22 protein-coding genes are annotated in these 24,496 nt (G+C 71.3%); 7 read left to right on the plus strand and 15 right to left on the minus strand.

The genetic code is table 11. From position 1 onward, the window contains the following. Positions 1-10: 10 nt before the first annotated feature. From ACQEVI_RS06555 to ACQEVI_RS06575, 5 genes are all read right to left on the minus strand, one after another. Positions 11-1,891 carry an acetolactate synthase large subunit gene (locus tag ACQEVI_RS06555; protein WP_432895880.1) on the minus strand — a complete coding sequence of 627 codons (1,881 nt, stop codon included), beginning with the start codon at positions 1,889-1,891 and terminating at the stop codon, positions 11-13. A gap of 292 nt (positions 1,892-2,183) precedes the next feature. After that, a complete protein-coding gene (locus tag ACQEVI_RS06560) occupies positions 2,184-2,945 on the minus strand; it encodes a hypothetical protein (RefSeq protein ID WP_432895882.1) in 762 nt (253 codons plus the stop codon). Further along, entirely contained in the window at positions 2,942-4,543 is a 1,602-nt protein-coding gene (locus ACQEVI_RS06565) for an ATP-binding cassette domain-containing protein (RefSeq protein ID WP_432895884.1), read from the minus strand. The genes ACQEVI_RS06560 and ACQEVI_RS06565 overlap by 4 nt, the downstream gene beginning before the upstream one ends. Before the next feature lie 174 nt (positions 4,544-4,717). Beyond that, on the minus strand, positions 4,718-5,143 hold the full coding sequence (locus ACQEVI_RS06570) for a hypothetical protein (protein ID WP_432895886.1): 426 nt from the start codon (positions 5,141-5,143) through the stop codon (positions 4,718-4,720). A gap of 114 nt (positions 5,144-5,257) precedes the next feature. Further along, positions 5,258-5,764 (minus strand): hypothetical protein, encoded by a 507-nt coding sequence (locus ACQEVI_RS06575; RefSeq protein WP_432895888.1) that lies wholly within the window; start codon positions 5,762-5,764, stop codon positions 5,258-5,260. Here ACQEVI_RS06575 and ACQEVI_RS06580 point away from each other — a divergent pair. Beyond that, positions 5,763-6,002: a hypothetical protein gene (locus tag ACQEVI_RS06580; RefSeq protein ID WP_432895890.1), complete on the plus strand. Its 240-nt coding sequence runs from the start codon at positions 5,763-5,765 to the stop codon at positions 6,000-6,002. The genes ACQEVI_RS06575 and ACQEVI_RS06580 overlap by 2 nt on opposite strands. A 6-nt stretch (positions 6,003-6,008) precedes the next feature. Here the strand turns inward: ACQEVI_RS06580 and ACQEVI_RS06585 are convergent, their stop codons facing one another. From ACQEVI_RS06585 to ACQEVI_RS06605, 5 genes are read right to left on the minus strand one after another with little or no spacing between them, the layout of a single operon-like run. Beyond that, positions 6,009-6,983, minus strand: a complete 975-nt coding sequence (locus tag ACQEVI_RS06585) for an NAD-dependent epimerase/dehydratase family protein (RefSeq protein ID WP_432895892.1) — start codon at positions 6,981-6,983, stop codon at positions 6,009-6,011. Next, positions 6,980-8,668, minus strand: coding sequence for an AMP-binding protein (locus ACQEVI_RS06590; RefSeq protein WP_432895894.1), 1,689 nt, complete (start codon positions 8,666-8,668; stop codon positions 6,980-6,982). The genes ACQEVI_RS06585 and ACQEVI_RS06590 overlap by 4 nt, the downstream gene beginning before the upstream one ends. Beyond that, positions 8,665-9,987, minus strand: a complete 1,323-nt coding sequence (locus ACQEVI_RS06595) for a cytochrome P450 (protein ID WP_432895896.1) — start codon at positions 9,985-9,987, stop codon at positions 8,665-8,667. The genes ACQEVI_RS06590 and ACQEVI_RS06595 overlap by 4 nt, the downstream gene beginning before the upstream one ends. Beyond that, positions 9,984-10,778 (minus strand): glycosyltransferase, encoded by a 795-nt coding sequence (locus ACQEVI_RS06600; protein ID WP_432895898.1) that lies wholly within the window; start codon positions 10,776-10,778, stop codon positions 9,984-9,986. Before ACQEVI_RS06600 ends, ACQEVI_RS06595 begins: the two co-directional genes overlap by 4 nt. Further along, complete coding sequence (locus ACQEVI_RS06605) at positions 10,775-11,932, minus strand: 3-oxoacyl-ACP synthase III family protein (protein ID WP_432895901.1); 1,158 nt, start codon at positions 11,930-11,932, stop codon at positions 10,775-10,777. Before ACQEVI_RS06605 ends, ACQEVI_RS06600 begins: the two co-directional genes overlap by 4 nt. A gap of 63 nt (positions 11,933-11,995) precedes the next feature. Between ACQEVI_RS06605 and ACQEVI_RS06610 the strand changes: the two genes are divergently transcribed. After that, positions 11,996-12,565, plus strand: a complete 570-nt coding sequence (locus tag ACQEVI_RS06610; protein ID WP_432895903.1) for a Uma2 family endonuclease — start codon at positions 11,996-11,998, stop codon at positions 12,563-12,565. Positions 12,566-12,615: 50 nt separating this feature from the next. After that, the gene (locus ACQEVI_RS06615) at positions 12,616-13,929 is read left to right on the plus strand and encodes a cytochrome P450 (protein ID WP_432895905.1); all 1,314 of its coding nucleotides are present in this window, start codon (positions 12,616-12,618) and stop codon (positions 13,927-13,929) included. Positions 13,930-13,958: 29 nt separating this feature from the next. Here the strand turns inward: ACQEVI_RS06615 and ACQEVI_RS06620 are convergent, their stop codons facing one another. The 5 genes from ACQEVI_RS06620 to ilvD all read right to left on the minus strand — a co-directional run bounded on the left by ACQEVI_RS06620 (position 13,959) and on the right by ilvD (position 19,257). Next, positions 13,959-14,924: an ABC transporter ATP-binding protein gene (locus ACQEVI_RS06620; RefSeq protein WP_432895908.1), complete on the minus strand. Its 966-nt coding sequence runs from the start codon at positions 14,922-14,924 to the stop codon at positions 13,959-13,961. Then, the gene (locus ACQEVI_RS06625) at positions 14,921-15,739 is read right to left on the minus strand and encodes an ABC transporter permease (protein WP_432895910.1); all 819 of its coding nucleotides are present in this window, start codon (positions 15,737-15,739) and stop codon (positions 14,921-14,923) included. Before ACQEVI_RS06625 ends, ACQEVI_RS06620 begins: the two co-directional genes overlap by 4 nt. Then, positions 15,732-16,550 carry an ABC transporter permease gene (locus ACQEVI_RS06630; RefSeq protein WP_432895912.1) on the minus strand — a complete coding sequence of 273 codons (819 nt, stop codon included), beginning with the start codon at positions 16,548-16,550 and terminating at the stop codon, positions 15,732-15,734. The genes ACQEVI_RS06625 and ACQEVI_RS06630 overlap by 8 nt, the downstream gene beginning before the upstream one ends. A 44-nt stretch (positions 16,551-16,594) precedes the next feature. Beyond that, complete coding sequence (locus tag ACQEVI_RS06635) at positions 16,595-17,266, minus strand: VOC family protein (RefSeq protein ID WP_432895914.1); 672 nt, start codon at positions 17,264-17,266, stop codon at positions 16,595-16,597. Between the two features lie 128 nt (positions 17,267-17,394). Next, complete coding sequence (gene ilvD, locus ACQEVI_RS06640) at positions 17,395-19,257, minus strand: dihydroxy-acid dehydratase (protein ID WP_432895916.1); 1,863 nt, start codon at positions 19,255-19,257, stop codon at positions 17,395-17,397. A 284-nt stretch (positions 19,258-19,541) separates the two neighbouring features. Here ilvD and ACQEVI_RS06645 point away from each other — a divergent pair, with 284 nt between their 5' ends. From ACQEVI_RS06645 to ACQEVI_RS06660, 4 genes are all read left to right on the plus strand, one after another. Then, the gene (locus tag ACQEVI_RS06645) at positions 19,542-21,161 is read left to right on the plus strand and encodes a glycoside hydrolase family 53 protein (RefSeq protein ID WP_432895918.1); all 1,620 of its coding nucleotides are present in this window, start codon (positions 19,542-19,544) and stop codon (positions 21,159-21,161) included. 142 nt (positions 21,162-21,303) lie between these two features. Continuing rightward, on the plus strand, positions 21,304-22,626 hold the full coding sequence (locus tag ACQEVI_RS06650) for an RICIN domain-containing protein (protein ID WP_432895920.1): 1,323 nt from the start codon (positions 21,304-21,306) through the stop codon (positions 22,624-22,626). A 268-nt stretch (positions 22,627-22,894) separates the two neighbouring features. Then, positions 22,895-23,890 carry a glycoside hydrolase family 11 protein gene (locus tag ACQEVI_RS06655; protein ID WP_432895922.1) on the plus strand — a complete coding sequence of 332 codons (996 nt, stop codon included), beginning with the start codon at positions 22,895-22,897 and terminating at the stop codon, positions 23,888-23,890. A gap of 171 nt (positions 23,891-24,061) precedes the next feature. Next, a complete protein-coding gene (locus ACQEVI_RS06660) occupies positions 24,062-24,496 on the plus strand; it encodes a CBS domain-containing protein (protein ID WP_432895924.1) in 435 nt (144 codons plus the stop codon).

Raw genomic sequence — 24,496 nt, forward strand, 5'->3', positions numbered from 1 at the left:
CAGTCCTCGCTCAGTCTTCTCGGTCCCACGCCGGCGAGATGCCGCGTGCGTACTGGATGTCGTCGTTGCTCACGCCGGCGGCGACCATGGGCCACACCATCGCGTCGCGCGAGACGGTGAAGTCCACGACGACGGGCCGGTCGTCGATCTCGTTGGCCCGCTTGATCGCGGCGTCGACGTCGGAGGCGTGCTCCACGCGGATGCCCTCGCAGCCGTACGCGTCGGCGAGCTTCACGAAGTCGGGCACACGCATGGTGCCGTGGCCGGTGTGCAGGTCGGTGTTCGAGTAGCGCGACTCGTAGAAGAGCGTCTGCCACTGCCGCACCATGCCCAGCGAGCTGTTGTTGATCACCGCGACCTTGATCGGGATGTCGTTGATCGTGCAGGTAGCGAGCTCCTGGTTGGTCATCTGGAAGCAGCCGTCGCCGTCGATCGCCCAGACCGTCCGGTCCGGCTGGCCGACCTTCGCGCCCATCGCCGCGGGGACGGAGTAGCCCATCGTGCCGAGCCCGCCGGAGTTGATCCAGGTGTTGGGCCGCTCGTAGCTGATGAACTGGGCCGCCCACATCTGGTGCTGCCCCACGCCCGCGACGTAGATCCCGTCGGGCCCGGTCAGCTCGCCGAGGCGCTGGATCACGTGCTGCGGGGACAGGTTGCCGTCCTCCGGCTGGGTGTAGCCGCGGGGGTAGGTGCGGCGCCACTCGTCGAGCTGGTGCCACCAGCCCTCGACGTCGGGCTTGCCGTGTGCCTCGTGCTCCCTGGCCAGCTCGGGCAGCAGGTCGCCGATGACCTCGCGGAGGTCACCGACGATCGGGACGTCCGCCTCGCGGTTCTTGCCGATCTCCGCGGGGTCGATGTCGGCGTGGATGATCGCGGCGAGCGGGGCGAAGCTCGAGAGCTTGCCCGTCACGCGGTCGTCGAACCGGGCGCCCAGCGCGAAGACCAGGTCGGCCTTCTGCAGCGCCGCCACCGCCGGCACCGTGCCGTGCATGCCGGGCATGCCGAGGTGCTGCGGGTGGCTGTCCGGCACCGCGCCGCGGGCCATCAGGGTCGTCACGACGGGCGCCCCGGACAGGTCCACGAGCTGGCGCAGCAGGTCCGCCGCCCCCGACCGGATCACGCCGCCACCCACGTACAGCACGGGGCGCTTGGCGCTGGTCAGCAGCTTCGCGGCCTCCCGGATCTGCTTCGAGTGCGGCTTCGTCACCGGGTGGTAGCCGGGCAGCTGCAGCTCCTGCGGCCACGAGAACGTGGTGCGCGACTGCATCGCCGACTTCGAGATGTCCACGAGCACCGGTCCCGGCCGCCCCGTCGAGGCGATGTGGAACGCCTCGGCGATCGTGCGCGGGATGTCGGCCGGGTCGGTGACCAGGAAGTTGTGCTTGGTGATCGGCAGCGTGATGCCGACGATGTCGGCCTCCTGGAACGCGTCCGTCCCGATCGCGGCGGAGGCGACCTGGCCGGTGATCGCGACGAGCGGGATCGAGTCCATGTGCGCGTCCGCGATCGGCGTCACCAGGTTGGTCGCGCCGGGGCCCGACGTCGCCATGGTCACCCCGACCCGGCCGGTCGCGTGGGCGTAGCCCGAGGCCGCGTGGCCGCCGCCCTGCTCGTGCCGCACGAGGATGTGGCGGAGCTTCGCGGAGTCCATCAGCGGGTCGTAGAGAGGCAGGATCGCGCCACCCGGGATGCCGAAGACGGTGTCGACACCGACCTCCTCGAGCGAGCGGACGATGGACTGCGCACCCGTGACTTCCTCCGGACCGACGCGAGGCGTAATGGCCTCGGGCTCGGCCTTGCCGCTAACCACGCGGGACCGAAGCTCGGTGCGCACCTGGTCACGCGCCTCGGCGCGCGCAGCGATCTGTGCGGGTGTCGGTGTGCCGGTCATACGGATCTCCTGCCGTCGCGCCCCGTCCTGGGGCGAAAGCGAGCGTTCGTGACAACAAAAAAACCCCGGGTCCTTGGGGAGCAAGGACTGCCAGGGTGAGCGCGCGGACGATGCCTGTGCTGGGCTTAGGCCGCGCGCTCAGGAAGTACTACAAGAATGATCGTCTGCACGTGACGCACGTTACGCCGAATCTGCGGCGATGTCACTCAGCGGGCCGATGGTCCCACGATCCGAGACGACAGGGGTATCCAGCCGCAGGATCCCGCGCCTCAGCGGCGCAGCGGCAAGGCGGTCAGGGTACGTCCCGATGCCGGAAGGCCACCCAGCCGAGAACGGTCAGCACCGCCGTGACCCCCAGCAGCAGGAGCGCACTGTGCACGAGCGGGACGGCGAGCAGCCCGTCCCCGGACAGGAGCTCCGGAGTGCCGCGGACCCATGCGTCCGCGTTCGCGACCGGGAACCACTCCCGCCCCCTGGTCGCCGTGCTCAGGACCGTCTCCTCGACCAGGAACCACGCCACGACGAGCGGGACGGCGACCCACCAGCGTCGCACCAGCACACCCAGCGCCGCACCGCCGGCCGCCGCACAGGCTGCGAGCGCGAGCACTCGCACGCCGCTCCACGTGAGTGCGAGCGCCAGGTCGGACGGCGGCCCGCCGAGCGCTCCGACGTGAGCCTGCACCACGTACGTACCCGCTGCGAGCAGCGCGTATGCCGCGGCCACGCCCGGCAGGACCGCCAGCGCCGCTGCCGCCACCTTGCTCCAGTACACACGCCCCCGACGCGGTTCGACGGTCAGCAGGGCACGCGTACCGCCCGACGCCGCGTCCCCCGTCACGAGCAGCACGCCCGCCACGTAGGCCAGGAACACCGACGTCATCGCGTAGAACGAGATCTCGCCCTGCTCCAGCATCCCGGCGAGGGTCGTCGCGTCCACCTCGAACGCCGTCAGCACCACCGCGAGCGCCACGTGCAGCAGCATCACGGCCGCGATCCACCGGATCGCCGGGCGGACGCCGAACCGGCGCAGCTCGGCCCACAACAGCCCCGTCATCGTTTCTCCTCGGCGCGCTTCCTGGGCTTGTCCTGAGCCGACCCCTGCTGTGCCGGGTCCTGGTCTTCTTTCTTGTCTTCTTGCTGGTCCGGTTCCTTGTCCTGCTCGGTGGCCGGCTCTGTCTGCCCGCCCGTGGTCTCCGAGGCGCGCCGGCCCAGGAGCGCCCGGGCGCCGTCCTTCCGCGCCGCCGAACGCGCGGCGCGCGCGTCCGCCGCCGCCTGCTTCCTGGCTGCCTTCTCGTCGGCGGCCGCCCGCTTCTGCGCCGCCCGGTCGTCAGTCTTGGCCTGCCTCGCGGCCTCCTTGGCCACCGCTTCAGCCTCTTTCGCAGCCGCCTTGGCGCCGGCCGCCTCCTGCCGCTCGGCGATCCGCGCCCCGGCAGCCGCCTGCTTCGCCGCGACCTTGTCGTCGAAGGCCGCGCGCCGCTGCACGCGCTTCGACGGCTGCGAAGCCGCGTCGTCGTCCGCCGAGACCTCGGTGTCGGTGACCTTGGCGGGGGCCGCCTTGGCTGTGCTGGCCTTGTCAGCCTTCGCCTCGCCCTTCGCGTCGATCGCCGCCTGTCTCGCTGCCGCCTCCTTGTCGGCCTTGCGCTGGTCGGCGGCCTTCTTGCGGTCCGCAGCCTGCTGCTCGGCCGCCTTCCGTGCGGCCCGTTCTTCGGCGCGGCTCAGGGGCTTCGGGATCGGCGGCGCGACCGGACTCAGCCGCCCGACGACGGCCGCTAGGTCCTCGCGCTGCGGCACCAGCTCGCTCGCGAACAGCTTCTGCTTGGCGAGCGCCCGGGAGATGTCGGCTGGTTCGGCAACGCCGTCGACCTGGAGCGCGTCGCCGTCGTCCCGGACCGCGAACCCGGCGGCACGTAGCGCGGTGGCCGCTTTCGCCAGCTCGTCGAGACGGACCCGCACGCTGACCTTGGCGTCGCCCAGGAGCTCGGCGACGCTGCCCTGCGCGAGCACGCGGCCGCCATCGAGCACCGTGACCGTGTCCGCGATCTGCTGCGCCTCCGTGAGGACACCCGTGGCCACGAGAACGGTCTTGCCCTGGTCCGCGAGGCGACGCAGCGCCTGGCGGATCTCGCGGGTGCCGACGGCTCCGAGCCCTGCGCTCGGGTCGTCAACGACGAGCAGGTCGGGATCGCGCAGCAGGGCGGCCGCGAGCGCGAGGCGGCGTTCCTCCTCGGCCGAGTAGGTGCCGTAGGCGGCCTTGGCGCGGTCCGCGAGGAGAACACCCGTGAGCACCTCGTCGACGCGGGCACGCGGCGCGCCGGCCGCACTTGCGAGCAGCGCCAGGTTTCGGCGGCCGCTCAGCCGGGGCTGGAACCCGGGTTCGCCGACGACGGCGCCGATGCGCCCGGCGAGGTCGGGCAGGCCGTCCGGGACGGGGACGCCGAAGATCTTGATGGCGCCCGCATCCGCGCGGGCCAGGCCGGTGAGCAGGCGGAGCGTGGTGGTCTTGCCCGACTCCGGGAGCCCGAGCAGCGCGTGCACGCCACCGGCCGGCACCCGCAGGTCGAGCCCCTCGATGCCCACGGCACGCCCGCGCACCGTCCGGTACGCCTTGCGCAGCCCGAGCGTCTCGATAGCGACGTCGCCCCGTGGAATCACCCGCCCAGGGTAGGGCATTCCGGACAACAGCTTGTCTCGAACGAGCGGCTACCAGCTCATCGCGCCGTGCAGCGACGTCGGCGCCGGGTCGACGCCGAGCCGCTCGCGCAGCACAGGTCATAGGTGCGCTCCATCGCGAGGTGGCTGATGGCGTACCGCGACAGGCGCGGCGCCTCACGACCGATTGGTCGAGGGACTGACGACGCTGATTCTGAGAAGTTGTGGCGCTGGTGGCCCTGCGACTCGGAACGCGAGCTCGACGTACCAGCCCTCGCCCAGGTCGTGCGAGCGCCGGAACCCTAGTTGCGCCTTCTCTACGCCGCCACGAGGTTCATCAGCGGTCCATCCGTCGTCTTCGAGGATCTCGATCATTCGGTCAGCGGCCTGATCTGACGTTAGTTCTGCGTCGGGCGCGAGGACGATTGCCGCGTCCCACTGCCAGTACCGCCAGCCGTCAGGGTCGTCGTCGTTGACCTCAGCGTCCTCCCACCTTTCACCACCGCCGGCAATGTCGTCCTGGTAGCGGTCCACGCCGTCGATCGTGGCCGTGAGCGACTGCCCGATCTCTTCGGAGCGTTCCTGTAGCTGCTGGACTGTCACGTCACTCCTTGCGGCTCCTGGGCTGCATGCCGTGGCCAGGGTCATGGTCAGTGCGATGAGTCCGGCAAGTGCCAGCGCTCTCCGCTTTTCTGTTCGGGCCGTCTGTCGCACGGTCTACTCCTCCTGAGCGTCAATGTGGGCAGCCAACGCCGATTCGGCTGCGGTGTCGAGCCGACGGGGCGTATAGCTATCGGCCTCGATACCGCTGACGGATTCCGCCCGGGGGCCAGGCAGCGTGACATTCGGCGCGTAGGTCTCGACCGTGGTGCCGGTGATTACGCCGACGATGTTGTTGAACGAGGTCGAGCCCTTCGTGTAGACGGACGAGTGCGACTCGAAGGGGTCGTCCGCAGTGGTGTTGGTGTCCTCGATGGTGCCCGACTCCGGTCGCCGGTCCTCGACGAACCCGGTCTCCAAGCGGATGACTCCTGGGTCGTCCAAGGGTGAGGCGCCGTGGCCGAGCTCGCCCGCGTCGGCGGCCAGCCACGGGCCGACGACGAGGTCGTTGCGGGCCATCAGGGCATAGTGCGGAACGTTCTTGGTGTGCGGGAAGTCCTGGATCGAGGTGGGGTCAGCGTCGGTGACCGCTACCGCGAAGGTCGACAAGGTCGTGTGGGACATGGGCGACAGCACCACCGTGACCTGCGTGGGCGCTGGCACTCCGTACGAGGACCGGTTCGATACCAAGGAATCGCCGGACTGCGGGCACCGCTACACGAGACAGGGCAAGTACGAGGTCACCGCGACTTCCTACTGGACGGTGCAGTGGGAGGGCATGGGCCAGTCCGGCAGCATCCCGCTGGACTTCGAGGCGACGGCGAACATCGTGATGGGCGAGGCTCAGGTCATCACCCAGTAACCGCCACTACCAGCTCATCGCGCCGTGCAGCGACGTCGGCGCCGGGTCGACGCCGAGCCGCTCGCGCAGCACCGTGAGGTCGTAGGTGCGCTCCATCGCGAGGTGGCTGATGGCGTACCGCGACAGGCGTGGCTCGCGGCCCGTCCAGCGGGACACCCGCTCGCCCGCCCAGGCCAGGGCGTTGGCGAGCCGGACCGGGATGCCCACCACCTGCACGGGCCGGAACCTGGCGAACATCAGCAGCTCGAGCGTCTCGTGAAGGTCGACGGGCCGGGCGTCCGCCACGTTGGCCACGAGCGGACGGCCGGCGGCTGCCTCGGGCTCGACGTCGGCGACCAGCGCCGCGCGGATCGCCAGCACCAGGGTGTCGACGTGCGTGAGGTGCTGACGCACCTTGCCGCCACCGGGGATCGGCAGCCAGGCGCCGACCGCCGCCGACTCGAGGCGCGGCAGCAGTGTCGTGTCACCGGGGCCGTAGACCGCATGCGGCCGCAGGACGATGACGGGACCCCGGTCCCCGCGTGCGGCGTCGGCGGTCAGGTACCGCTCAGCGGCCGCCTTGGTGGAACCGTAGGCGTTGACGTAGCCGTGTGCCGGCGCCTCCGTCTCGCTCACCGTGAGGCTCGGGGTGCGGGGGTCGTACACGCTGCCCGAGGACACGTGCACGAACCGCGCCTCCGGGAACGTCTCGCGCACCGCGCGGGTGCCCTCGACGTTGACCACCCAGGCGCGGGCGTGGCTGCCGCCGTCCCGCACCGCGGCACCGCAGTGGACGACGGCGTCGACGTGCTCCGGCCGGTCCTCCTTGGCCAGCGGCCCGTCCCGGAGGTCCCAGACCTGGTGCACGGCCTGATGCGGCGAGCCGACGGGCAGGCACGGAACCCGGCGCGAGAACGCGATCACCTCGTGTCCGCGCGCCGCCAGGTCGCGGACCACTGCACCACCAACAAAACCAGACGAACCGGTCACCGCCACCCTCATGCGCGCACTGTACCTGTCAGCGGTGAAACCAAGTTGACCAGTGCACGACGATCAGGCTTCCGGGACCGGCCGGCGACCGGCAGATACGTCGCCTCGACGACCAGGTCCGGCAGTGCACCGTGGTCCAGGACCTGTGCCACCTGGTCGGCGACCGCCCGGGCCAGCTCGGTACCCGTCCGGACCACCGGAGCGCCCGCCTCCCGGGTGCCGCCCTCAGCAGTGACGACGAGGACCACCCGCTCGTCGCCGTCGGGCACCGGAACACCGACCAGCACGGCGTCGGCAACGCCCGGCAGCGCCCGCAGCCGGGGCTCGAACAGGCCCGGGTAGATGTTCACCGTCCCGCGGATGATCATGTCCCGGTTCCGACCGACGAGCACGATCCACCCCTCGGCGTCCTGATAGGCGAGGTCGCCGGTGCGGTGCTCGACCGCTCGCGCCCCGCCCGCGTCGAGGTCGGCGAGATACCCGGCCATCAGGGACGGACCCGTCAGCACGAGCTCGCCCACCTCGCGAGCGTCGTCCGGATCGGCGGAGTCCTCCGGGTCCCCTGGGTCCGCCGGGTCCCGCGCCGCCTCCGTGTCGATCCGCACACCTATGCCGCCGAGCGGACGGCCGACGAGATCCCCGGCCGCGGCCGCCGCGATCTTCTCGTCCGCGTCGGTCACCGCCGCCGGCAGGATCTCGGTGGCGCCGTACACGGCGAGCCAGCGCGTGCCCGGCAGGACACGGCGGCCACGTTCGAGCAGCGCGACCGTGACGGGCGCCGCACCGACCGCGAGCACGGCCGGACCCGCTGCGCTCGCGGCAGGCCCCGCGTCGCTCCCGGCTTCCAGGACGTCGAGCAGCGCGGTCACGTCCGCGGGCACGAGGAACGAGGAGTCCGCCCCCGCGACCCCGCGCGCGAACGCCTCCGGCGCATCCTTCGGGGCCTTCGCGGGAATCTCCCACGTACCGCCCGCGATGATCGCCGGCAGCCCGAGGAACATCTGGTCCGTATGCGCCCGCTGCCCCGACTTCAGGTCCCCGACCTGCGCGAACAGGTCAAGCATGCCGCCGAGCGTGCGCGCGGTGTGCACCACCGCCTTCGGGTCCGAGGTCGTCCCGGACGTGAAGACGACCAGCGCCTCCCGGTCCGCCTCCGCCACCTCCTCCGGGGCCTGGACAGTCCCGGGAACCGCCCGCACCAGCCGAGCCACGCGGTGCGCGCCCCGCGGCACGCCGGGCAACCACCGGCCGGTGTACAGGTGCCGCACCGGCAGCTGCCCGTAGTCCGGGAGCAGCAGGCCGCGCGACCGCGCGATCCCCCGCAACGGCCCCGACGACGCCGCGTACAGCAGCGCCTCCGTCGCGGCCCAGCGCGGCCTCGCCGCCGCGATCCGCGCCGCGAACAGCTCCGGCGTCGACCCCGGGTCCACGAACACCACCGCGCCCCCCGCCCGCAGGACCGCGAGGCACAGGACCACGCCCTCCGGACGGGGCCGGATGCTGAACAGCACGCGGTCGCCGGGCTCCATGCCCAGCGCACGCAGAGCGGCCGCCGTCCGCTCCACCCGTTCGGCGAGGCCGCCGAACGTCACCTCCTCGCGCACACGCCCGCCGTCACGGCCGCCGAACCAGCGGAGCGCGACGACGTCGGGCGTGCTCCGCGCGACGTCCAGCAGCTCGTCGACGAGGTGCTTCACGACGCCTCCCCCGTCCAGGCCGGCGCCGGGACCAGGCTCGCTGCGCCGTCCGCGCCCCGCAGGCCGAGCTCCAGCGAGCTGTACGCGGGGACCAGCACGCCGCGTGCGGCGCGGCGTCGTCCCACGACCGGCACGCGCCCGTCCGACGCTGCCGCCGCGAGCGCGTCGAGGACCACGTCGACCTGCGCCATCGCGAGCGGCATGCCCAGGCAGAAGTGCGGGCCCGCCCCGAACCAGAGGTGCCGCACCGCGGGTTCGATCGGCCGATCGGGATCGAACCCGCCGCCCGCCCGGCAGCAGTTCACGGTGGCGATCACCACACGGTCCCCCGCGGTGACCGGCACGCCGCCCACCGACGTGTCGGCCCGCACCGAACGCAGCATCGCGGGGGTCGGCACGGTGACGCGCAGCCCCTCCTCGACGGCGCGCCTGCGCAGCTGCGCGTCGTCCGCCAGCAGGCGCGTGGTCCACCCGGTGTCGTGCGCGATGGCCACGAGCCGCGGCACGAACGACTGGATGGTCTCCGTCCCGGTGAGCACGAACGCCCCGACGGCCCCCATCGCCTCCCGCTCGGACAGCCCCAGGTCGCGCATCCGCCCAGGGACGGTCGCCGGGTCGCCGGCGCGGTAGGCCGCTCGCGCGGGCGCGGTGAGCTGCTCCAGCACGGTGCGCGCCTGCGCCACCTGGGACCGGGTGAGCCCGTGCCTGTGCAGCCGCACCATCCCGGTGATCGTCTGCGCGGCGGTCATCGACGAGCGCACCGCGTCGTCGGTCGGCGGCAGCCCCACCATCCCGCAGATCACCGCGCCGGCCTGGGCGCCGACCGCCGCCGCCAGGTCGACGGTCTCCCCCGCGGCGAGCCGCCGCGTCAGCTCCGGCAGCACGCCCGCACCGCGGTCGCCGTCCGCTGCCACGAGCTCACGGACCGCCCGGGGCGAGAACAGCGGCCCCAGCGCGCGCCGCAGCGCGGCGTGCTCGGCACCCTCCATGTTGAGCAGCACCGACGGCCCGAGCACCGGCGTCCACAGGTCCGACGGCGCTCCCGGGCCCACCTTCGAGAAGTGGTCCAGGTCGAGCAGCACCTCGCGGGCGAGCTCCGCGTCGCTCACGACCACCCCGATGCGCGGCACCCGCACCACCGGCCGGTCCCGTGCGGACCGCAGCGCCGGGTATGCGAGGGGGTGCGCGGCGCGCTGCACGCGTTCCTCCCAGAAGGCCTCGGGCGAGGCCCAGCCGAGGCCCTGTGCGGTGACCACGGGTGGTCGGCGATCGACCACGGCAGCCGCTGGCACGGCAGCCGCTGCCAAGGAAGCCGTCATCGGATGTCCACCACCTCGGGCCGGTAGCGGTGGTCGGCGTACCAGCCGAGCGTGCGCACGAGCCCCCAGGCGTGCACGCGGCGCGTCGACGCACGCACCCACACCGTGCGGTGCTCGGCGTACCGCGTCGTCAGCCGCCGTACCGCGTTGACCAGCGCGCGGTCCTCGTGCAGGTCCTCGATCCGGGTACGCGGGAACCCGCCCGCCCGCTCGTACAGGGACGCGGTGATCGCCATGTTGCAGCCGGGCGTCATGACGTACGGACCGAGATACCCCTCGTCCTGGTTCCCGGGCCGGATCTTGCCGAACGTGCTCGACGCCCACAGCGCGAACGACAGCACGGCCTGCTGGAACCTTGATACGGGCAGGTCGTCGTCGCGCGGGACGAGCCGACCGGCGACGAGCTCGTCGCCCGACGCGAACGCCTCCCGCACCGCGCTCGTCCACCCCGGCGGCGGCAGGCAGTCGGCATCCGTCCGGGCCAGCAGCTCGGCGCCGAGCGCGATCGCCGCGCGCATGCCGGTGTCCGCGGCGGAGCCGGTCCCCTTCTGGTCCTCGGTGACGACCTGCCAGCGCAGCCGCCCCCGGTCGGCGATCGCCTTGCGCACGATGTCGGGCGTGCCGTCGGTGGACCCGTTGTCCACGACCACCAGGTCGAAGTCGTCGTCCTCCTGCGCGTGCAGCGCCTCGAGCGTGCGCAGGATCCCGTGCTCGTGGGCCTCGTTCAGCGCGGGCACGACGACGGCGAGCCGCGGGCGTCCCGCCACCGGGCCGAGCTGTCCGTCGCTCACCACCGGACCACCATCGCGCCCATGCTGATCCCGCCGGCCAGGCCGAGCAGCAGCACGACGTCGCCGCGCCGCAGACGGCCGGACTCCAGCGCCGTGGCGAGCTGCAGGGGCAGCGTCGCCGAGGCGATGTTGCCGTGGTCGGCCACCGTGAGGATCGTGCGGTCCGCCGGTACGCCGAGCGCCCGGTGCACGTCCGCGAGGTAGGCGACCGCCACCTGGTGCACGGCGATGAGCGCGACGTCGTCGATGGTCACGCCCGCGGCGGCCAGCGCCTGCTCCACGGGGCCCGGGCCGAAGGCGACGAAGGCCTCGCGCAGCCGCGAGCCGTCGATCTCGAAGTAGCTGCGCTCGGGGTCACGCGGGTTCACGGTGCCGCCGCCCGGGAGCATGCCGACGTCCCAGTGCTGCGACTCGGCGGTGAACACCGAGGCGAGGATCCCCGACGGCTTGTCCGCGGGCTCGACGAGCCCGGCGAGCTCGGCCGCCAGGTCGTCCTCGAAACCGTCCTCGGTCCGGGCGCCGGTCGCCTCGACGAGCACCGCGGCCCCGGCGTCGGACATCGTGTAGCCGGCCGCGGACATCGCGTACGTGCTGCGGTCGGGCACGTCCCAGCGCACCCCGCGCGTGGGCATCTCGCCGCACGCGACGAGCACACGGCGGTACCGGCCGGTGCCGATGAGCGCCTCGGCCACCTCTATGCCGTTGAGCACGGAGTTGCATGCGTTCTTGACGTCCATCACCGGTGCGCGGACGCCGAGCTTGGCGGCCACGATGTGGCTGGTCGCCGGCTCGATCATGTCCTGCGTGGCGGAGGCGAAGAGCAGGAGGTCGACGTCGGCCGACCGCAGGCCCGCACGGTCCAGGACCGTCCGGGAGGCGGCGACGGCGAGGTCCGAGGCCTGCTGGTCGTCGTCGGCCACGTGGATGCGGCGCACTCCCGTCAGGCGCGAGACCATCGGGATGCGAGGCGCGACCTTCGGGTTCCTGCGGTGCAGCTCGCGCTCGGCCTCGGCCACGTCGCGCGTGCGCTCGGGCAGGTGCACGGCGACGCCGGCGATGCGGGCGACGGGGCGCGGGGACGGCCGGGGCGACGCGGAGGGCTCAGCAGGTCGAGTAGGTGCCGGGTTCAGCACGGCGGCCGGTTCGGGAAGCACCCGCGACAGAGTAGGGCACGCCCATAACGCGCCGGTGACGGCTAGACGTTTTAACGTCTAGAGATGACTTCGCTACCGGACTGGATGCGTCCTCCACGCCCGGAGGGTTGGCTCGCCGAAGACCTGGATAACCTTCCGGAGGCACCCAACAACACGGAGCTGATCGACGGAACCCTCGTCTTCAGGATGTTTCCTCAATGCCATTGGCACAGCCGTGTGATCCACGCCCTCCACAGCACCTTGAGTTCACAGGTACCAGACGCGATCGACATCAACAGCAAGATGACCGTCCGCCTCGACGAGCGCAATCGGCCCGAGCCCGACGTGATCGCGTCGACCAAGTCGATCCCGCCAGATGCCACCTGGTACGACGCCAAGGACATCGTCCTTGCGGTCGAGGTGGTCTCCCCGGAGTCGGAGCATCGCGACAGGGCAGTGAAGCCGCACAAGTACGCCGAGGCAGGCATCCGCAGTTTCTGGCGGGTCGAGGACGTCGACGCGGTCACCACGATCCATGTCTACGAGCTTGACGACATGACAAGGACCTACGTGCCGACCGGCATCTTCCGGGACACCCTCAAGGTCGACCTGCCGTTCCCGATCGAGCTGGACGTCCAGAACCTCTACGGCTGATCGCCCGGCTCGGTACCGCGCCGGTTCCACCCGCCCGTAATGTGACGGCCGTGATCCAAACCCTCCCGACCACCCGGCACGAGCTGGGCCTCCTCTACCGCGCCCGGCCCGCGATGGCGGGGCTGCTCCTGGCCGGCACGGCCGCCCAGGGGTCACCTCTCGGCGGTTCACCGGTTCGGAAAGTGCCCGGCATCGGGTGGGTCTCGGCGGACCCGGTGGTGGCCCGCACGGTCCTCCGTGACCACCGTTCGTTCACGATCCTCGGCGAGGGTGGTGTCGGGAACCTGTGGGCCCAGATCCTCGGCGACTGGGTGCTCGACCTGTTCGACGGCGCCGGGCACCACGACCTGCGTACCCGCACGCGCGAGCTGTTCACGGAGGCCGTCTCGCGCGACCTCGTGAGCGCCGCCTGGGACGACCGGGTCGCCGTCGCGGGCGAGGTGCTGCGCTCGGGCGGCACGCTGGACGTCGCGCGCCTCTCCCGCGCCCTGGTGGGCCGCATGGTCATCAGCCTGCTGGGCATCCCTCGGCCCGCGGGACACGGCGGGTCCTGGCCCGACGACGAGGGCGCGCTGGGGATCTTCGAGACCGGCGAGCGGCTGGCCTCCGTGGCCCTCGGCACCGCTGGATCGACGATCCTGACGCCGGACCAGGTGGCTACCGCGCAGGGCATCGTCGCCGAGCTGAACGCCGGGATCCCCGACGGCTGGCGGAACGCGCCGCCGGACACCCTGCTCGGCCGGTGCCGGGAGCTCGGCCTCGGGCTCACCGAGACGTCCGGCCTGGCCTCGCTCCTCATGGTCGCGGGCACCGAGACCGCCGCGAGCGCCATGGGCCGGATCACCGCCCTGCTGATCGACACGGGTGAGCAGCACCGGATGCTCGCGGCGGTCCGTGCGGGTGCCGAGCCGGATGCGACGGCCCCGACGCCCGGGCGGGACGGGGACGACGAGCGTACGGCCGGGCTGCTGAACCCCGGGGAGGGTGACCCGGTCGAGAACGTGGTGCGCGAGGGGCTGCGGGTGACGAGCCCGGCGTCGGTGATCGGCAGAGGGGTCGCGGCCGACGTCGAGGTGGGCGGCGCACAGCTGCGTGCCGGCGACCGGATCATGCTGCTGGTCTGGTCGGCGAACGCCGCCGCGGGGCCGTTCCGCGCCGACCGCCCGTACGTGCGCGAGTCTCGCCAGCTGTGGTTCGGCGCCGGTCGGCACCTGTGCCTGGGCGCGGCGCTGGCCCGGGCCGAGATCGGCACCCTGCTGCGGATGCTGTGGTCGGAGGACCGGCCGCTGCGTGTCGTCCGCCGTCGGGCGGCCCGGGACGTACTGATCCCCGCCTGGTCGGAGCTGCTCGTCACCCGCACCTGACCACGCTCTGTCGTGGGCGCAGCAGGTGGTCAGCGGCGGGTGGCGCGGTAGATCTCGCGGACCACGTCCTCGATGTCGGGCTCGGCGATCGAGAGGTCCAGCACCTCCGCCCGCTCGGCGACCGCGGCGAGCACGCGGGCCGCCGTCGTGCGCTGCGGGTCGAAGGCGAGGCGCTGCCGCAGGCCGCCCGACTCGCTGCGGACGTGCTCCGCGCCGTCCAGGTCCACCAGGTCGCCCGTCGGGGTGGCGAGGTCGACGACGAGCTCGCGCCGGGCTCCGACGGTCCTGGCCAGTCCGCCGAGGGTGCCGTCGAACGCGAGCCTGCCGTGGTCCACGACGAGGATCCGGTCGCAGAGCCGCTCGACGTCGCCCATGTCGTGCGTGGTGAGCAGCAGTGTCGTGCCGTGCTCGCGCCGCTGCGCCACGAGGAACTCGCGCAGGCGCTGCTTGGACAGCACGTCCAGGCCGATGGTCGGCTCGTCGAGGATCAGCAGCTCGGGCCGGTGCAGCAGCGCGGCGGCGACCTCGGCCCGCATGCGCTGGCCCAGCGAGAGCTGGCGCACCGGGGTGCTCAGGAACTCGCCCATCTCGAGCATGTCGACCAGCTCGGCGGTCCTGGTGCGTTCGTCGGCCGCGGACAGGGAGTGGATGGCCGAGAGGATGGAGAACGACTCCCCCACCGGCAGGTCCCACCAGAGCTGGGACCGCTGCCCGAAGACCACGCCGATCCGGCGGGCCAGCGCGCGGCGCTGCTTCAGGGGGTGCAGCCCGACGGTGGTCACCGTGCCGCTCGTGGGCACCAGGATGCCGACGAGCATCTTGATCGTCGTCGACTTCCCGGCGCCGTTGGCCCCGATGTAGCCGACCGCCTCGCCCGCCTCGACGGTCAGGTCGAGGTCGTCGACGGCGACGTGCCTGCTGCGGCGGAACCCGTTCTTCCGGTCGGGCCGCCCCGTGAACACCCGGGTCAGGCCGTCGGTCTCGATGATGTTCATCCACCTGCTCCTCGGTAGTGACGAAGGCCCCAGCGCCAGCACAGCCCCGCGACGGCGGCCGCCCAGAGGGCGGCGACCGGCGCGAACCAACCGAGCCAGGTCGGCAGCCCGGCGGGGCCCGGCATGCCGAGCAGCGTGGCCACCGGCAGGTAGGCCGCGAAGGCGACAGGAAAGATGCCGCCGAAGACGACCAGCAGGGCGCGCGGCCACACACCGGCCGGCTGTGTGGCGGCGTACCGGCCGCCGTAGACGAACGCGTTGGTCATCTCGGAGCCGTTGATCAGGAAGAACTGCAGCCCGGCGGCGGTGACGAACTGCGCGGTGAAGATGACGAACCCGGAGACCAGGGCGAGCGCCAGCAGGCCGACGGTGCCGACGCTCCAGTCGATGTCGTTGAGCACCAGCCCCACGGTGAGCGCCGTCGCACCCACCAGGCACCGCCCGATCCGGCGCAGGCTGAGGTCGCTGGTCATCAGCTGCGCCAGCAGCGGCTGCGGCCGCAGGAAGAACACGTCGAGCGTGCCCGCGCGCACGTAGGTCGGAAGGTTGTCGCAGTGCCCCGCGACCAGGTCGGCCAGGGAGAACGCGAGGTCGGACAGGCCGAACACGAGCATGATCTGGGCGAGCGTGAACCCGCCGATCTGGTCCGTCGCCGAGTACAGCACCCAGATCTCGGTGAACTCGATGAGCCCGACGAGCATCGCCCCGACCAGGTCCATCCGGAAGCTGGTCCGGTGGCTCGCCTGCGAGCGCGCACGGCTCGCGAGGACCGCCCGGTAGGCGCGCAGCACCCGCGCCCGGCGCACGTCAGCCACCCTGCACCTCCAGCCGGCGGCGCCCGGCCCGCGTGGTCAGGTGCCCGACGACGAGCACCACCGCCAGCCACACCAGCTGTACTCCGAGGTGCTGCCACGCCGCGGAACCGGTGACCTGCCCGGAGAGCACGTCGATGGGGAACTGCATCATCGACGGGAAGGGCGTGAGCAGCGCGAAGGTCAGCAGCCAGTCCGGGAACAGGTAGATCGGCGTGAACAGGCCGGCGAAGAATCCGGAGACCGCCATGTAGAACACGCTGACGCCGCGGGTCTCCACCAGCCAGAACCCCGAGGTGGCTACCACGTAGACGGTGGCGTGCGAGACCGCGATGCCGATCAGCAGGCTGGTCAGCCCCAGCGCGTACGCGGCAGCATCGGGCGGCAGGGCCATGCTGGAGACGAGCACCCCGATGACGACGCTCGGCAGCCCGCGGGGCAGCAGGGCGAACAGCCCCTTGCCGATGTCCGTCAGCACGTTGGCCGCCTGCACGCTCACGGGCCGCAGGAAGTCGACGGCGACGTCGCCCGACTTGATCCGGGTCTGGAGGTCGCTGCCGCCCCAGAAGTTCACCGAGCCGAGCATGCCCTGGCCCAGCCAGACGAACGCCGCCATGGTCGCCGCGGAGTAGCCGGCGAGCTCACCGCCCGAGCTCTCGACGGCCGCGCCCATGATCCCGCCCTTGAGCAGGCCGAAGGTCGCGTTCGCCACCAGGCCGGCGAGCGTGGCCAGCGGGTAGGCGGACTGCCCGCGGAATCCCGCTACCAGGAACCGCCAGTAGGGGTTCCGGGCTGGGGAAGGGGGCGGGCGCACAAGCGAGAGACCTTACTCGCCCTGCGGCCGGATCTCACTATCTTTTAGAACTGGTCCTGCCACGTGGAGACGCATGCCTCGTTGCCCTCGACGTCGGCGAGCACCCACCAGGCCGGGGCGAACTCGTCGGTGACCAGCCGGCCACCCGCCGCGAGCGCCGCCGCGACCCGTCGCTCGGCGTGGTCGTACGGCACCCACACGTCCACGTGGATGCGGTTGCGCTGATCCCGCCGCTCGTCGGACTGCTGGAACCAGACCGCCGGCAGTCGCCGGTCCGGGTCGCTCAGCCGCGCCGCGGCCGCGTCGCCCGCGGGGTCCGGGCCTGCGTCGTGACCCAGCAGCGCCTGCCAGAACGCCTGCACCTGGGGGCCCGCCGTCGCATCGATGCAGAGGGCGACGTCGCTGACCCGTGCGGGGTCCGCCGCGACGTCCAGCTCGCGGGCGGCCATCGAGATCTCCCGGGCGAGCGCGACGTCCCGCGCGGACAGGGCGCCGACGTCGTGCGACCAGGTCCGCACCGTGACGGACCCGTAGCGCAGGTCGACGTCCGGATGATGGTTCGCGGCCTCCGCGAGGGCGCCGATGCGGGTCACCAGCCGCACTCCCCGGGTGAACGAGCCGGTGGCGAAGCGCGCGACGGCGGAACTTCTGAGCACACGCCAGTCACCCGTCCCCTCGCCCGCGGTGAACTCGGCGGCGGTGATCGCGTCGGTCATGGGTCACTCCTGGGGTGTGTGTCGTCAGGCCCCCACCATGGCACGAGTCACCGACACTCGAACATCGTCGTCCGCCGCGGACCACCCGGGCCCGGGTGCGGCACCCCGAGGCGCCGCACCCGGACCGGTCAGCGGCGCCGGAGCCGGGCCACGTCCCGCACGGCGCCCTTGTCGGCCGACGTCGCGAGGGCCGCGTAGGCCTGCAGCGCCGGGGACACGTACCGGTCGCGGTCCACGGGCTGCCACGGCCGCTCCGAGGACTCCATCTTGGCGCGGCGCTCGGCGAGCACATCGTCCGGCACGTTGACCCGGATCATGCGGGTGTCGACGTCGATCTCGATCTCGTCGCCGTCCTCGATCAGGCCGATGGTGCCGCCCGCGGCCGCCTCCGGGGAGACGTGCCCCACGGAGATGCCGCTGGAGCCGCCCGAGAACCGGCCGTCCGTGATGAGGGCGACGACCTTCCCCAGGCCGCGGCCCTTGATGTAGGACGTCGGGTAGAGCATCTCCTGCATGCCCGGTCCGCCGGCGGGGCCCTCGTAGCGCACGACCACGACGTGTCCCGGCTCGACCTGCTTGGTCAGGATCTTCTCGACGGCCTCGTCCTGCGACTCGCAGACCAGCGCCTTGCCGACGAAGTGGAACACGTCCGGGTCGACGCCCGCCGTCTTGAACACGGCGCCGTCCTCCGCGAGGTTGCCGCGCAGCACCGCGAGGCCGCCCTCGACGGTGTACGCGTGCTCGACCGAGCGGATGCAGCCGCCCGCGCCGTCGGTGTCGAGGGTCTCCCACTGGTTGTTCGTCGAGAACGCCTTGGTGGTGCGCACCCCGCCCGGCGCCGCGTGGAACAGGCCGAGCGCCCGCTCGGTGGCCTTGCCGCCGCGGATGTCCCAGTCGTCGAGCCACGCGCGGAGCGTGGGCGTGTGCACCGAGGTGACGTCGTGGTCGAGCAGGCCGCCCCGGTCGAGCTCGCCCAGCAGCGCGGGAATGCCCCCCGCCCGGTGGACGTCCTCCATGTGGTAGTCCGGGTGGTTCGGCGCGACCTTCGACAGGCACGGCACCCGGCGGCTGATGCCCTCGATGTCGGCGAGCGTGAAGTCGACCTCGGCCTCCTGGGCCGCGGCGAGGATGTGCAGCACGGTGTTGGTCGAGCCGCCCATCGCGACGTCGAGCGTCATCGCGTTCGCGAACGCCGCCTTGGTGGCGATCCCGCGCGGGGCGGCGGTGTCGTCCTCGTCCTCGTAGTACCGGCGGGCGAGGTCGACGATGGTGCGGCCGGCCTCGAGGAACAGCTCCTTGCGGGCCGCGTGCGTCGCGAGCGTCGAGCCGTTGCCCGGCAGCGACAGGCCCAGCGCCTCGGTGAGGCAGTTCATCGAGTTCGCGGTGAACATCCCGGAGCACGAGCCGCACGTGGGGCAGGCGTTCTCCTCGACCAGACCGAGCGCCGCATCGTCCACGTTCTCGTCGGCCGAGTAGTTGATCGCGTTGATCAGGTTCAGCGGAGTCTTCGCGACACCGTTCGCCACGACGGCCTTGCCGGCCTCCATGGGCCCGCCCGACACGAAGATCACCGGGATGTTCAGTCGCAGCGCGGCGTTGAGCATGCCCGGCGTGATCTTGTCGCAGTTCGAGATGCACACGATGGCGTCAGCGGTGTGCGCCTGCACCATGTACTCGACCGAGTCTGCGATGAGGTCGCGGCTGGGCAGGGAGTAGAGCATCCCTGCGTGTCCCATGGCGATGCCGTCGTCGACGGCGATCGTGTTGAACTCCTTGGCGACGCCGCCCGCCTCGCGGATCGCGGACGCCACGAGGTCACCCATGTCCTTGAGGTGTACGTGCCCCGGCACGAACTGCGTGTACGAGTTCGCGATCGCGATGATCGGCTTCCCGAAGTCCTCGGCACCCATGCCCGTGGCGCGCCACAGGGCGCGGGCTCCGGCCATGTTGCGGCCGTGGGTGGACGTCCGGGAGCGCAGGGGACGACTCATGACTGTTCAGCTCCTTCGATGCTGGATGGCCGCACGCCATGCGGGGTGGGCGGCTCCTGCACGCTACCTCCGGTCCGCGGCGTCCGACACGCAGCGTCCACAAGGTGGCCCGTGCTGTGGTATCGAGCGGCACGCCGTCGCAGCTGACCAACCGTCCAAACCATTGACCGCAAACCGATGTATCGATACATTGAGCCTCGCTCTGAACCCTCCGAAGGGCTGAGACATCCCCTGCGGCTGCCATGCAGAGCGTCCGATCGCAAAGGATCGCAAAGGAGCGACAGATGAGACGGATGATCGCGGTTGCCGTGGTGGCCGCTATGGGTTTTGCCACGTTCGCCACAGCCTCCCCCGCCCAGGCCGTCAGGAGCGACTTCTACATGGGCGTCGACGTCGGCACGCTTGCCGAGGTCGAGGCCGACGGCGAGCGCTTCTACGACGGCGGTGTGCAGGGCGACGCACTGCAGATCATGGCCGACAGCGGCGCCAACCTGGTGCGGCTGCGGCTGTGGAACAACCCGTACGACGCCTCGGGCCGGCCCTACGGTGGCGGCACGAACGACCTGGCGAAGACCATCGCGCTGGCCCAGCGCGCCAAGAGCCTCGGCATGGACGTCCTGCTCGACCTCCACTACTCCGACTTCTGGGCCGACCCTGGCAAGCAGATCAAGCCCAAGGCCTGGCAGAACATGTCCTACAGCCAGCTGACCACCGCGGTGCGCACCTACTCCCGCGACGTCGTCTCCCGGATGAGCGCCGCGGGCGCGAAGCCCGACATCGTCCAGGTGGGCAACGAGATCACCCACGGGATGCTGCAGCCGACCGGCAGCACCTCCAACTGGTCGCAGCTCGGCGGCCTGCTCAAGGCCGGCATCGCGGGCGTCCACGAGGGCGGCACCGGAATCGAGATCGCGCTGCACCTCGACCGCGGCGGCAACAACGCCGCCTACCGCACCTGGTTCGACAACGCCCGCAACCAGGGCGTCCCGTACGACATCATCGCCATGTCGTACTACCCGTACTGGCACGGCACCATGAACCAGCTGCGCACAAACATGAACGACGTGGCCGCGCGCTACGGCAAGGACGTCATGGTCGTCGAGACCGCGTACGCCTGGACCCTCGCCGACGGCGACGGTCGCGGCAACATCTTCACCAGCAGCCACGCGAACGAGTCCGGCTACCCCGCTACCGTGGCAGGCCAGACACGGTTCCTGCGCGACCTGCAGGACGCCATCGCCGACGTGCCGAATGACCGCGGACGCGGCCTGGTCTGGTGGGAGGCTGCGTGGACCGGAGACACCACCTGGGCCACGCAGGCCGGGATGACGTACATCAACGACCACGCCGGGCAGAGCAACTCCTGGGACAACCAGACCCTGTTCGACCACAACGGGAACAAGCTCTCGACACTGGACTTCTTCGGCGAGGTGACCGGTGGAGGTGGCGGCCCCGGACCTGGACCCGGCGAGAACGTGCTCGCCAACGGGAGCTTCGAGTCCGGCAGCGGCAGAACGGCGAGCGGCTGGGCCCAGAGCACGAACACCGACGCGGGCTTCAGAGAGACGCGCGGGAGCATCCACCAGGGCGCCGCCAAGTTCACGCACTGGAAGAGCTCCCCCTACATCACCTCGACCTACCAGTCGCGCAGCGTCCCGAACGGGACGTACACGCTCACCGCCTGGGTCATGAACGGCGGCGGCCAGAACGCCGCACGCATGTACGCAAAGGGGTACGGCGGCAGCGAACGCCAGGCCAACCTGCCGGTGACCGCGCAGTGGACGCAGGTGTCGATCACGAACATCCACGTCACCAACGGGCAGATCGAGATCGGGTTCCACTCGAACGCGAACGGCGGCAACTGGATCAACTTCGATTCCGCGGCCCTTACCCGCACCAGCTGAACGTAGGGGGGGCCGCCCGGCCCACGGGCGGCCCCCCTCACTCCGCGGTGGGACCCGGAGTCGGTGGATCGATACAGCAGTCTGCCTCGGAACGCCGCACCGGAACGAACAGCAGAACTTCCTTGAAGGAGCTCTCATGTCAATGCATCGACGAACTTTCCTCGGGCTGAGCGCGGCCGCGACGCTCGGCGTGAGCGGGTCCCTCTTCGGCTCCAGCTCCTCGCTCGCCGGCCCGGTATCCGCCAGCTCCTCGCTCGCCGGTCCCGCGCCGGCCACGCCGTTCAGGGTCGGTGTGCGTCGGTACAGCTGGACCCGTGGTAGCCGCCAGGTCACCACGTTCGTCTTCTACCCGGCCGCCGGCACACCGGGCGGCAGCCCCGTCGTGGACGCTCCGCCCGCCGACGGCGTCTTCCCGGTGTACAACTACACCCACGGCCTGGGCGGGAACCCGGAGAACTCCACGTTCGCGCCGGAGCTGGCCGCGGCAGGCTTCATCGTCCCGGCCCCGCACTTCAACCACAACCTGAACGACGTCAACAACGGCTACACCTCCCGCGACGTCTCCCAGGCCCTCACCAACACCCTGGCGCTCAACAACAGCGGTCCCCTGGCCGGGCACATCAACACCGACATCGGCGTCGGCGTCTGCGGCCACTCGATGGGTGGTATGACCACCCACGGCCTGCTGACCTCCTGGCCCGACAGCCGCATCATCTCCGCCAACCCGCAGTCCTGCCTCGACATGGGCACCCCGTCCAGCACGGTCAACGCCAAGGTCCTGTTCGTCCACGGCGACCAGGACCCGACCACGGCGTACTCCTCGGGACGACAGGCGTACAACGAGATCACGTGGCCGAAGGCATTCCTCACCTTCCTCGGCGGCGGCCACTCCAGCTTCTGGGACGATCGGCGATTCAGGAACACCGTCGTCGACTGGGCGCGCTGGACCATGTACGGGGACACCGCCGCGCGCGACCGCCTCCCGGCCGACGCGGCCGGAAGCGACACCAGGTGGGAGGCCCAGCTGGGTGGCGACACGCCCAGCGAACCCGGCACCTACACCCTGATGGCCCAGCACAGCGGCAAGCACGCCGACATCAACGGGGTCTCCACCGCCGCCGGCGCCCTGCTGCACCAGTGGTCCTCCACCGGCGGGACCAACCAGCAGTTCGAGTTCATCGACACCGACAACGGCCACGTCAAGATCAAGGCGCGGCACTCCGGCCTGGTCCTCCAGGTCGCGAACAACAGCAACGGGGCCGACATCACCCAGCAGGCCGACACCGGCGCCACCAGCCAGCAGTGGCGCCTCACGGAGCACGGCGGCGACGTCGTCAGCATCATCAACCGGCAGTCCGGCCTGGCCATGGACGTCTGGGAGAGGTCGTCCGCCGACGGCGCCCGCATCTCCCAGTACACCTACAACGGCAGCACGAACCAGCGTTTCGCCCGCCGAGCCATTTGATCCGAGCACCGTCCCGCTCACGTCATACGTCTGGGTGGCCGCTTCCGCACGCCGACTCCGGTGCGCGGGGGCGGGCACCCGACACCCTCAGGCCGACTCGCCACCCTTGACCCAGCCGTGCGCCGTGTGCACACTTGCTACCGGCAGGCAGTCGACGTCGAAGCCATCGACCCTGCCTGCAAGGATGCCGGTCACCTGGACGCCGCTGTTCGGGACCCGTGCGCGTCACGCATGTATCCGCTCACTGCCAAGTACAACGAGGTGCGACATGGCGAAAACGTTTACCACTGCGAAATCGTTTACCGAGCGATCAGGTCCGCCGCGCCGCGGCCGCCTGCTCAAGACGCTGGCAAGCATCGGCGCCACTCTGACCCTGCTCGCGGCCGGGATGGTGGCCACCGCCGGCCCCGCAGCCGCAGTGGACCGCAACGAGACCGGCAACCACGGCGGGTACTTCTACTCGTTCTGGACCGACGCGCCGGGAACCGTCTCGATGAACCTCGGGTCGGGCGGCAACTACTCCACCCAGTGGAGCAACACCGGCAACTTCGTGGCCGGTAAGGGCTGGGCCACCGGCGCCCGGCGCAACGTGAGCTACTCCGGCACGTTCAACCCCTCCGGCAACGCCTACCTCACGCTCTACGGGTGGACCCGCAACCCGCTCGTCGAGTACTACGTGGTCGACAACTGGGGCACCTACCGGCCCACCGGCGAGTACCAGGGCACCGTGACCACAGACGGCGGCACCTACGACATCTACCGGACGATGCGCTACAACCAGCCGTCGATCGAGGGCACCAGGACGTTCCCGCAGTACTGGAGCGTCCGCCAGGGGAAGCGCACGGGCGGCACCATCTCCGCCGGCGCGCACTTCGACGCCTGGGCAGCGCGCGGCATGAACCTCGGCAACCACGACTACCAGATCATGGCGACGGAGGGCTTCCAGAGCAGCGGCAACTCCAACATCACCGTCGGAACCGGCGGCGGCGGGGGCGGAGGCGGAGGCACGTCCTGCACCGTCAACGTGACCCGGGGCCAGGAGTGGGGCGACCGGTTCAACGTGAACCTCTCGGTCAGCGGCACCAACAGCTGGACCACCCGTATCAATCTCTCCGGCGGACAGTCCCTGCAGAACAGTTGGAACGCCAACGTCAGCGGCAGCACCGGCACGCTGACCGCGACGCCCAACGGCTCCGGCAACAACTTCGGCATCACCGTGTACAAGAACGGCAGCACCAACCTGCCTACGGCCACGTGCTCATGACGCACGTACCCCGCTAGCCGGGGCGGGATGCGTCAGCGGCGGCGCATCCCGTCCCTTGCGGCCACCACGCCGACCGGTCTCTCCCCTATCTGAACTTCGCCCGGTGCCGTACCGTCGTTGCGGGAGCCCGCAATGACGCGGCCTCCGGCGTGCAGCGATGGAGGTGCTCGGATGCGGGTAACAGAGGCACTGCGACGCAAGGACAGCACGGTGGTCACCATCTCCAGGGACCGGAGCGTGCGCGACCTGCTCGCCCTCCTCGCCCAGCACGGCATAGGCGCGGTAGTGGTGTCCGACGACGGCGCGAGAGTCGACGGGATCGTGAGCGAGCGCGACGTCGTCCGCCGCCTGCACTCGGACGGCGACGGCATCCTGGACGGCCCGGTGGAGGCGATCATGACCGCCGCGGTGCACACCTGCGGGCCCGAGGCGACACTCGACGAGCTGATGCCCCTGATGACGGAGCACCGGGTCCGGCACGTTCCCGTGCTCGTCGACACCAGGCTGACCGGGATCGTGAGCATCGGCGACGTCGTCAAGCACCGGATCGCCGAGGTGCAGGCCGAGCGCGACCAGCTGACGGCGTACATCACCGGCGGGCCGTAG

The sequence above is a fragment of the Promicromonospora sp. CA-289599 genome, assembly GCF_050936155.1.
GTDB lineage: Bacteria > Actinomycetota > Actinomycetes > Actinomycetales > Cellulomonadaceae > Promicromonospora.